The 8,689-nt window shown below is 36.8% G+C and carries 5 protein-coding genes and 1 pseudogene; 3 read left to right on the top strand and 3 right to left on the bottom strand.

Annotated features, from left to right (window positions below):
* The coding region (locus IQ228_RS15000; protein WP_193963356.1) for a hypothetical protein at positions 1-3,722 on the bottom strand (3,722 nt) is incomplete at its 3' end.
* Between the two features lie 495 nt (positions 3,723-4,217).
* On the opposite strand from IQ228_RS15000, the gene IQ228_RS14995 reads away from it, so the two are divergent.
* On the top strand, positions 4,218-4,382 hold the full coding sequence (locus IQ228_RS14995) for a hypothetical protein (RefSeq protein WP_193963355.1): 165 nt from the start codon (positions 4,218-4,220) through the stop codon (positions 4,380-4,382).
* A 195-nt stretch (positions 4,383-4,577) separates the two neighbouring features.
* On the opposite strand, the gene IQ228_RS14990 is transcribed toward IQ228_RS14995, so the two are convergent.
* Positions 4,578-5,117, bottom strand: a complete 540-nt coding sequence (locus tag IQ228_RS14990; protein WP_193963354.1) for a hypothetical protein — start codon at positions 5,115-5,117, stop codon at positions 4,578-4,580.
* 85 nt (positions 5,118-5,202) lie between these two features.
* A complete protein-coding gene (locus tag IQ228_RS14985) occupies positions 5,203-6,651 on the bottom strand; it encodes a peptidoglycan DD-metalloendopeptidase family protein (RefSeq protein ID WP_193963353.1) in 1,449 nt (482 codons plus the stop codon).
* Positions 6,652-7,026: 375 nt separating this feature from the next.
* On the opposite strand from IQ228_RS14985, the gene IQ228_RS14980 reads away from it, so the two are divergent.
* Together IQ228_RS14980 and IQ228_RS14975 are read left to right on the top strand one after the other, a co-directional pair.
* The gene (locus IQ228_RS14980) at positions 7,027-8,034 is read left to right on the top strand and encodes a hypothetical protein (RefSeq protein ID WP_193963352.1); all 1,008 of its coding nucleotides are present in this window, start codon (positions 7,027-7,029) and stop codon (positions 8,032-8,034) included.
* A 162-nt stretch (positions 8,035-8,196) separates the two neighbouring features.
* Positions 8,197-8,689, top strand: a pseudogene (locus tag IQ228_RS14975) (hypothetical protein); the annotation flags it as partial.

Below are 8,689 nucleotides of genomic sequence, written 5' to 3'. Positions count from 1 at the left end.
CTATTATTACTATTTAATAGAGAAAGGAATATTTTTAACCATTGTTTCCAACCTCCTCCAAACTCAGTTGCTAATTTGGAAATATAACCCTGACTCATCCCAGAAACTGCTGCTACAACTGGTTGAGTAATCTTTTGTCCCTGTAACCAAAGTTCCTTAATTGCGGTTTCAATTTTCCACCAAGATTTCTCATCCTTACAACCAGCTTCAATCGTAATTTCTGCTGCTTGTACACATTTGAATTCATATTCTAAAAAGCTTAAATCGTAATCAGCACAGAAGTAAAAATAAAGTTCTGATTCTGGGCGATTATTTACTCTTAATCTGCCGATAGCTTGGATAATTTCAGATTGTGTAACCCAGTTAATAAACTTTTGTAACTCTTGATTTATTTCTGAGTGATCTAACGAGTTATTACTACTGTTAGTATTTATTTCCAAATTATCTAACTGATACTCACTTTTGTTATGACTGGATTTTAAAGTTAGATATAATGTTTCTAAATGACCAATATTTTGATAGGGAATTCCAAAAGTCGCTAAGGCTGTAATTTCCTGGAAATCGTTAGAACCGCGACTGTCTCTAAACCAACCACCATCTTCATTTTCACAGCATTTCACAAAGTCAATAAATTTGATATCACTATGACGAGACAATAATTCTTGTCGCAGTGCGCTGACTCTTTCTTGACAGTAGGAAGAACGATTTTTAGAAACTTGTCCTAATCCGGTGATTTGGATAATTTGTAAATTGTTAGTTTTAGTTATTTCTTGCTCTACAGTTAAAATTTCCTCTGGGTTAATATCAAACCACCAAGCTATGTACTCAGGTTTGGTGGTAGCGTCTAAGTAAACATTCCATTTTGTTGATTGACTAATCGCACTATGACGGGAGTTACGAGTTGTAATACTTAGCTTTCCATATTCAATGCGAATTGTACCAGGAATCTGTTTACCCCAAACTTGTAAAAACGGTATAAACCAGTTAACTATTATCTCTACTTGAATTTTCTCCACTAATTCAGAGATGGGATTACCAAACTGTTTTCGCATCTTCTTTGGTAAATCACTTAAATCTATTCCATACTTACTGGTGGAGTTAAAGATTGGTAATAAATCTGGTTGTAAAACTTCTATCGCTTTTGTGATAATTGCATCTAAATTTTCAGGTGGTGTACCCAACATTCTTCGGACATCAGCATCATTCCAACCGTAGTAAGGTTGTTGAATATCTCCTGTTATACATTGCCTTAAAATTGCCCACATTGGTTGTAATTGCAGACTGATTTCAGGAGAATTAGTCATTAACTCTGCCATTACTCGGTCAATATCCCGTAAATTGGCAGTGATAGTATTAACTGGTTGTACTGTTTGCATAACTTCATCCCAGAAAATACCGCTAGTTGACCAGTCGAAATCTTCTGGTTTGGGTGCGCTATCGGGATGGGAACGAATGCGATCGCTCTTGAAAGTCTCTTTTCTTAGATACCGATGTCCAAAACCTGCTCCAGCAACACCACGACAAGCTTCTAGTAAGTGACAAGTAGCGCAAATAGGATTTTCTGCACCTTCAATAGAGTCTAAATTTTTGCTGCGTAAAACATTAAAAATTTGACTGCGATGACAATTACCTTTTGTATCTGGTGTTTCTCCCTGCTTAGGCCATCTTAAATAGGGTTTGCCATTTGGGGTAGTATCCCAAACCATACCTGAATTACGTACATTCAGATATTCATAATTGCGCTCAATTGTTTCTGTACTGACATTGCGAGCATGACTGGTAAAGTACCATAACTTTTCTACTCCCAATGCTTTTGGTAAAGCTGTTCCTGCATCATGGCTTTTAAATGTACCAGTGGGACTTTTATCTAAAATGTGTTTCCAACCTGCTGCAATAGCTTCAGTGTACACTTGCAAACGCTGGCCTTTTTTGAAGATAATTTTTGGTGGCTGTTGTAAATTGCCATATTTGGGGAACTTTCCAGGTTTGTACTCAATCACCTTGCACGGTGCAATGGGTGAGGATAAACTTTGACCATCTTCCGAAAGTAGTTGTTTATTATCAGGTTGTGATATTGGGTTCGATTGATTTTTGATAACTCCCTCATGGGAAAGTAGCTGTCTTTCCTCTTGTGGTATTAAGTCTGGTTGATTCTTGATAACTTCCCCATCTGTGGAAAGTTCTGTTTTTCCGTCTTCCCTATTCTCTGTTCTCCTATTTGTGGTTCTCTCACCCAAATCATTATGATCAGCATTTAACCCACCGGATACTCCCGAATTTTGTTGACCAAAACCTTTCTTGGGACGATAACGCTCCACCATCCGCCCAAACCATAGCTTCAGCTTGTAGAGCATTCCCCATTCTCGGTCTATTTGAGCTAGGGACTCTTGTACTTGTTCTGAACAACCAGCAAAAAACTCTTCTGGTGTTATGGTTGCGCTGACCGTTTGCGGAGCGTTTTCAAGAGAAAGCATCGTTTCATTATGCCAACTCACCACCACCTGATATCCACCTTTACGGCAGTATTCAACGCCTTTTGCATATTGGTGAATTAAACCTATGTTGTCTGTAGAATTGGTAGCGGGTTTTAGCCTAATTAGCTTATCCTGCCCCAACTGGAATGAACCTTGTTTGAGTAGTTTTCTGATTTGCTGATGGATATGATGGCGATTCAGGTAAGCAGCAGTGCTAATTAGTTTAATCTCATCTTGCCGACCTACGGCCAGTAATTCGTCAATGTCTAATTGCTCTTTGGTTTCGAGTTGTCCCCAGTCACCCACAGATAGAGAATATCTCAATTTACGACACTGTTGCAGAGTATCTTCGTTGGCTTTGGCAATGTGGGGATTGAGTATTGCACCAGCATCAGGCATCAGCTGAATTTCTTGGGGACGTAACCGCTTGAGGTAATCTTTGAGGGTTTGTTGACCATAGCGTGCGGCAGATGCTGTACCAATCACTACAATATCAGTTTGCCCAGAACGCCACAAAGACACGGCGGTGAGTAGAGATTTGAGTGCGCCTTCGCAGAGAATTATTACTTTTACCTTTTTGGCGTTTGGATGTTTCCAGCAAAACAGAGGTAGTTCGCCATTTGGTAATTGGGGTCCGCTTCCTCCCTGGTAGGCACTACTCAACCAAATGTATTTGGGTTGAGTTCGCAGCGTGGCAATTTGAAAACCGGTGATTTGAAAATTGGGGTCAAGGGCTGCGATCGCTATTCCTTCTCTCCCCAATAGTTTACCTTCAGGTGAAATACCCGTAAGAGCTGACGTTACACCCGCAGGGGAATAAGCTCCAGGTTCCCAACTTCTCACCCAGCCTAAGTCTTTGAGCCAGTTAATCTCTTGAGTAGTCAACTGTCGTTGTTCTTGGAGATGGGAGAAATGTTGAGTACCCAAACTACTCACTGTGGAGTTTAAAAGTAATCGGTTTTGGCGATCGCGTTCCTCAATACTCAACCCCTTGTTTGTTTGTCTACTGTCAGCCCGTTTTTGAGGCGAATACAGAGGCTTATCATGGTTTTGGGCATTTTGGTCATCTAGAACAAATAAACCGCCCATATCGTTACGCAGGGGCTTGATAAAGCGATAACCAGCCGGGGCATCATGTTGGCTGAAACTCCGTAGGCACTCAATTAGATTATCTGGGCGAATAGCGCAACCGTGATGGTTGCTACAGACAGGACAAGGATTGCGTTTGGTGGTGTATTGACGTTTCATGGCAGCGCACTCAAAACTAGGTGAGTAGTCCCCGCAGGGCTGGAATAGATGTTCTGACTAGCATACAACCCCGTTTTGAGTAGTTTTTTTTCTGCCATATCTATATAATGTGCAATTTTTAGGTGATTTTGGTGGTTAGGGGGTTAAAGCTTTATTGGGTAAGGGTTTTATGAAAATCAATTATCACAAGGGGGGGAGTTAATTATCACAACAGGGGGAGATAATGAGTAGTCGAAAATTGCCCTTTTTTATTCTCAATAAGGGTGAGTAGTTTTTATTTTTGAACATAATATCAATGGTTGTGAGCTTTATTGTTGTCAACAAGCTGGATATTTATCACAAATGAGGGATTTAGCGATCGCTTCTTAGTGTGATTTTGGAAGTAATCACTTGAGGGGGAATTAGTGAGTAGTCGAAAATCGCCCTTATTTATTGTCAATAAGGGCGAAAAGTTTTTATTTTTAAACGTAATATTAGGAATTTTAGGTTTTGATATTGTCAATAAGCTGGACTTTTATCATGAGTGGGGGATATGGCGAATGTTTTGGGAATGATGGGGTAGATCATTTAGCATCGGTCATAGTTACTCTTACCGAAAGCGATCGCAGTGCTGACGGTAGGTATGGTATAATTCTTTTCTTATTGAATTCTCTGGCTTGAATCCTGACTATACTAAACACGGTTAGGATTTGGACTTTTCTAAAATTATGAAAACCCTGGATGTGTAGGGGTAATTCATGAATTACTCCTACCTATAGAATCAAATGATTAAGCCGTTTTGAGTATAAATTTTACTTACTATTTTTTTTGTATTAAGAAATAATAGAAAAAGCTGAACTTTTCAAGATAAAAAAATTATGGAGTTCTTGGCATTTGAAAATTATTAAGTTTACAAATATTGTCAGGGTCAACTTTATTTTTTACTGCTTCTGTTCTCGCATTAATACAAGCAGTAATGATGGTAGAATTGGCTCTAATTACTTCTCTGCTAGTTTCATGTTTTTGTCTAATATTTTCTAAATTGCTTTGATTGGTACAGGGATTAGTATTAAATGTAGTTGAAATTTGAAAAGCATCTTGATTACCATTATTAATATAGCCACTAGAAATAGATAAACCGCATTGACTAGTAGATGAACTATAACCACTAAAACTAGAACTAAAAGCAGAAATACTTTGATTATTTGTGTTTAAATAAGGTGAAGTTTCTGTATAGGGAGTTACGGTAGTATTCGTGTTGGTTGGTACAGTAGTAGCTGTATCAGTAATTGGTGTGGTATTGGATTCAGGAGATACAACAGGATTTCCACCTCCTGCTGCTAAAGAACTAGAAGCGTATAAATTAGAAAAAAATAGATAAATTAGACAAAAATACCATTTATTTATTTGGCTCATAATTTTTATTTAGCCTATTTATTTAGTAAGTAAGGGTTTAGCAATGCTAAACCCCTAAAAAGAAGAAAATTGAGCAATCATTCAATTAGTTAGTACGCCAACGTTGATTACCATTTTTAGGATCACATTGAATCATGTGGATGCGTCCTCCATCTTTACGGTATGGCATATCAACACAGTAATTTTGATCCGGTCTAGTACCTGCCCGTTTGATATGAAAAGAGCCATTATCTAAATCGGGAAAAATCCAATTTTGATCAGGATCATTCGCAGCACAAGGACTCCAAACATTCATTTGTGAATTATTAGAAAGATAACGAGCATTGAGACAGCCACCAGTAGACTTATGTTTTAACATCTCTCCCCATTGACCTTTTGAACGTTCAAACTGCTGATCAGGATCGCTATAATCTTTTGTCCACGATGACATTACAGGCTTAGTATCAAATTTTGGAAAGTTGTTATTGGTGTTTAGAGCAAAACCATCAATAAAATAGGTTTTTAAGCCTACGGGAGGGGGTGGAGTAGTCCCTCCATAACTTCCATCATTGAAAAGTAACGCCCTTCCTGCAATCTTATCAGCTTTAACAGTTTGACCATTTTTAACAGCAGTGCCATCATAGGGGGTAATTCCGTTATAAAAAGTCCAGCCCCCCATATCACGACCGTTCCAACTTTGGGCAGCACCATTTCGTTGTAAGCTAAAATGGACGTGTCGTCCTGTGGCTGAACCACCACATCCTGTAGTTGTACCTGTATTTCCTACGTATGCTCCACGACCAACAGAAGTTCCATTAAAGGAAGGAGTATTGCTAAGATGATAGTAGGCTGTTTGAAAACCGTCAGAATGACGAATAACTACTTGCGAACCTCTACAACTTGTAGTAGCAACACCATCTCTTGCGGCTTTAACTTGTTGATCTCCTCCAGCAAAATCTAAAGCTGCTCGATCACTTCCTGCAACGATTGCATGAGGACCCCCGTTATAATTCCAAGATTGTCCAGCAGTCCAGGGAAGAGATAATAAAGCACTATTATCACCAGCTTGAGCTTTTGGTAAGAACCAAGAATCATCATTTTCAGTAAAAATTGCTTTTTCTTGCTGATTAATAACCGTGCGGGGAGCATTCTTTACCATTTTGACAAAATCAGGGGTAAAATCAACTTTTGCTACCCAACCTCTATTAGTTTTCCGGGCTACCCATAAACGAGTCCAAAGTTGATCTTCATTAGGTTTAGGAATGTTAATAATTCCAAATGCCCAATTCTGCTTAGAATCTAAACGTTTAATCTCGTTATATATCTTATTAGCAGAAGGCGCACCTGCTTCTTTAGCAGATATTTGAACTGCTTTTTCGATATTTTCTGAGCCTTGTTCAGGCTGTATAATACTTTGAGCTATTTGAGATAGTTGAGGTATGTTGACAATACTTGCCCCCAAAATCGTAAATACACCCAATGCAAAAATGTTACTATGTGAGAAAATTGGAGCAAACTTTTTACTGAGTTTACTTTCGATATTATTTTGTGCCATAATGAACCCCACCAATATATTGAATGATATTGAATGAATAGTCTTAACCCCGTGAAGGTTAGGACTTTTTTGTTTCATGACAACCTTAATCTAGTCCAATACTGATGTCACGCGAAAATACGGAAAATAAGAAAGAACTTAAGCTCAAGTTAATTCAGCCTGAAAAGACACTAAAAAACCTGATAATCCGAGTAATTAATATTTATATAGAGTTTTAGCCAGGTAAACCTACCAAGAAAAGGTAATTTTGAGTTTTTTATCAAGATTGTTGACAAACTTGACTCAAACTGAGCTTGATACAGGTTATACTGAGTTAAATTTTATTTAACTTCCTTAACTTCCTTATTAACTTTCGATCACTTGAATTTAGCTACTATGACATCTAAGCAAACTCGCAACGTACCCACATACTACTTAAGTGAGCAGGGTTATCGAAACCTCAAAAATGCGATCGCTTCTGAATTTCCTGATGGTTATGGATTAGAAGACTTAGCTGTAACAGTATCAAAAAATAATGATTCTTTGCATATTGACACTATCTCAAAAATAATTAATAGAACAGAAAAAGTTAGAAAATCCTCTATTAAAACTTTATTTGAAGCTTTTTATATCCTCTTAATAGATAATGATCTAACTCGTGATCTTCCTATCATAAATAATTTTGAAGATGATCCTAATTTCGTGGGACGTAACGACGATATCGTACATCTTAACAACCTCATCAACAAAGGTGCAAAAATTATCCAAATCATCGCACCTGGAGGAACTGGTAAAACTATTTTAGCCAGTAAATATCTAGAAAGTAAGTTTAAAACAGTCTTAGAATTTCCTATTGGTAAAGAAATAAAAGATATTGCCTCAATAGAAAATCTTTTAGAATTTAATTTGCGTAAATTAGGAGAAGAACCTGGAAAGGAGTTAATGGAATCATTACAGCGATTAAAGCAGAAACTCCAAAACCAGGAAATAGGTATTTTAATAGATAACCTCGAACCTGCTTTAGATACTTCTGGTAAGTTTATTGAACAGCATCGTAGTTATGTAGAATTATTGCGAATTTTAACAAATTCTAGCATTAAGTCTATTACTCTTATTACCAGTCGTGAGCGTCTTTGTGAGTGTTTAGATATTATTCTGTATAAACTGCCTAGTTTAAATATAGAAGCATGGTATGAATATTGGCATCATCAAGAAATTAACCCAAATACTCCTATATTAACTGAAATTCACAAAGTCTATGGTGGTAATGCTTTGGCTATGAAAGTACTATGTAATCCCATTATAAATGATTTTAATGGAAATATTATTGCTTATTGGCAGGAAAATAAAACTGAGGAAAATTTAGAAGTAGAAACTGTGGTAGCGAATTTAATTAAAGAATAATTTGAAAGATTAGCTCATATTAATCTTGATGCTTATAATTTGCTTTGTCGGATGGGATGTTATCGGTATCAAGATGAATATGTTTCGACTGTACCAGAAAAAGGTGTATTCTGTTTACTTTGGGATGTAGTAAAAAATCAGCATAAAAGAATTATTAAAATTTTGAAAGACCGTGCTTTAGTTGAATTCAATAATGATGAATATTGGTTACATCCTGTAATTCGCAAAGAAGCAATAGAAAGATTGAAAAATAATAAAGATTGGGAAACAGCCAATACTGAAGCAGCAGAATTTTGGACTGAAAGTGTTGAAATTATTGAAAATGTCAAAGATGCCTTAACTGCTTTTGAAGCAAGCTTTCACTACTTGCAAATTAATAATATTGAAAAATTATCGTATACTCTTTGTCAAGAGAGAGAAAGTAATTTTGGTAATTTTGAAAGCCTTAGTAGGGCTTTTTATAGAATTGGATTACTCAATAAAATGAATCAAATGATCCAACTAATTCTTAAAATTGATAATATTGATGAAAAAAAATATGTAAGTGAGTTGTACAATGCAGCAGGTAGTTTTTATTGGTTATCTGGCGACATACATGAAGCTATCAAATATTTCGATCAGGGTAAAGAAACTGCAATAAGGCATAATTATAATA

Origin of the sequence: Dolichospermum sp. LEGE 00246 (assembly GCF_015207865.1) — a bacterium.
Taxonomy (GTDB): Bacteria; Cyanobacteriota; Cyanobacteriia; order Cyanobacteriales; family Nostocaceae; genus Dolichospermum; species Dolichospermum heterosporum.
The sequence above is the reverse complement of the archived record's forward strand: the minus strand, read 5'-3'. Positions and strand labels throughout refer to the sequence as shown.